2 protein-coding genes and 1 pseudogene are annotated in these 1,768 nt (G+C 49.2%); 2 read left to right on the top strand and 1 reads right to left on the bottom strand.

From position 1 onward, the window contains the following. Positions 1-128 (bottom strand): annotated as a pseudogene (locus tag E0D98_RS23855) (molybdopterin-guanine dinucleotide biosynthesis protein MobC); the annotation flags it as partial. Between the two features lie 232 nt (positions 129-360). On the opposite strand from E0D98_RS23855, the gene mobA reads away from it, so the two are divergent. Together mobA and E0D98_RS23865 are read left to right on the top strand one after the other, a co-directional pair. Further along, positions 361-693: a plasmid mobilization protein MobA gene (mobA, locus tag E0D98_RS23860; protein ID WP_001291058.1), complete on the top strand. Its 333-nt coding sequence runs from the start codon at positions 361-363 to the stop codon at positions 691-693. Between the two features lie 11 nt (positions 694-704). After that, positions 705-1,768: relaxase/mobilization nuclease domain-containing protein (locus tag E0D98_RS23865; RefSeq protein ID WP_162771710.1), on the top strand; the 1,064-nt coding region annotated here is incomplete at its 3' end.

A 1,768-nucleotide genomic window follows, 5' to 3' on the forward strand; every position in this document is an offset into this window, starting at 1 on the left:
ATGTCATCACGAATGGCATCAAGAAAATCACGCAATGTTTTCCGTTGAGCGGTGAGGTCCGGCAATTCTGATAAAGCAGCTTTTGCCAGCTGGATGTCATCATCTGAGTAAAATTTTTTAGAAGCCATTGGCACTTTCTCTCCGTTTCATGTTGAAGTCTGATTTTATCATCAAAAACTGACTCCTGGCAGGGCTGCGCCCTGCCTCTGCCGTCTGCATAAGACTATGATGCACAAAAATAACAGGCTATAATGGACCGAAAAACGGGACAGGATGTGGGAATGTCGGACCGCGCACGCGCACTCAGACATTCCCCACCTGGTCAGGGCTTTGCCCCGACACCCCGGTAAGGAGCAGACCATGAGTGAGAAGAAAACCCGAACGGGCAGTGAGAACAGGAAGAGAATTGTAAAATTCACGGCGAGATTCACGGAGGATGAGGCTGAAATCGTAAGAGAAAAAGCGGAGTCAAGTGGACAGACGGTTTCAACATTTATACGAAGCTCTTCACTGGATAAGGTGGTTAACTGCCGTACTGACGACCGTATGATTGATGAGATTATGCGTCTTGGCCGCCTTCAGAAGCATCTGTTTGTGGAGGGAAAACGCACTGGTGATAAGGAGTATGCAGAGGTTCTTGTTGCCATTACTGAATATGTCAATGCTCTGCGAAGAGACTTAATGGGACGCTGAGATAACTGCTGATGAATGCCATTATTCCGCACAAAAGACGTGACGGCAGGTCTTCCTTTGAAGACCTGATTGCGTACACGTCTGTGCGGGATGATGTGCAGGAAAATGAGCTCACAGAAGACAGCGAAATCAAGAGTGATGTCCCTCACCGCAACCGTTTCAGACGGCTTGTTGATTATGCAACACGCCTGCGTAACGAAAAATTTGTCTCCCTGATTGATGTGATGAAAGACGGCAGTCAGTGGGTAAATTTCTATGGCGTAACCTGTTTCCATAACTGCAATTCACTGGAAACAGCTGCTGAAGAGATGCAGTACAAGGCGGACAAAGCTGTTTTTTCCCGTAATGATACAGACCCCGTTTTCCACTACATTCTTTCCTGGCCTGCGCATGAAAGCCCGCGTCCTGAGCAGCTTTTTGACTGTGTGCGTCACACACTGAAATCTCTTGAACTCTCAAAACATCAGTACGTGGCTGCCGTTCATACGGACACGGATAATCTGCATGTGCATGTTGCCGTGAATCGTGTACATCCTGAAACTGGTTATATTAACTGGCTTTCCTGGAGCCAGGAAAAACTCAGCCGTGCATGTCGTGAACTTGAACTTAAGCACGGATTCGCGCCGGATAATGGCTGCTTTGTGCATGCACCCGGCAACCGTATTGTGCGCAAAACAGCACTGGTACGTGAGCGCCGTAATGCCTGGCGACGCGGGAAAAAGCAGACGTTCAGGGAATATATTGCGCAGATGTCGATTGCCGGGCTGCGTGAAGAACCCGCACAAGACTGGTTATCTTTGCATAAACGGCTGGCCAGTGATGGTCTGTATATCACGATGCAGGAAGGGGAACTGGTGGTGAAGGATGGCTGGGACAGAGCGCGGGAAGGTGTTGCACTCAGTTCGTTCGGACCGTCATGGACAGCTGAAAAACTGGGGCGGAAACTGGGGGAATATCAGCCTGTACCGACAGATATTTTCAGTCAGGTGGGGACACCCGGTCGTTATGATCCGGAAGCCATAAACGTTGATATCCGGCCGGAAAAAGTGGCAGAAACGGAGAGTCTGAAACAGTA

The sequence above is a fragment of the Escherichia sp. KCJ4928 genome (assembly GCF_004352695.1).
Lineage (GTDB): Bacteria > Pseudomonadota > Gammaproteobacteria > Enterobacterales > Enterobacteriaceae > ECMA0423.

Excerpts from the sequence above, each read along its gene's own strand:
- mobA (WP_001291058.1), top strand. The coding sequence starts at position 361 with ATGAGTGAGAAGAAAACCCGAACGGGCAGTGAGAACAGGAAGAGAATT.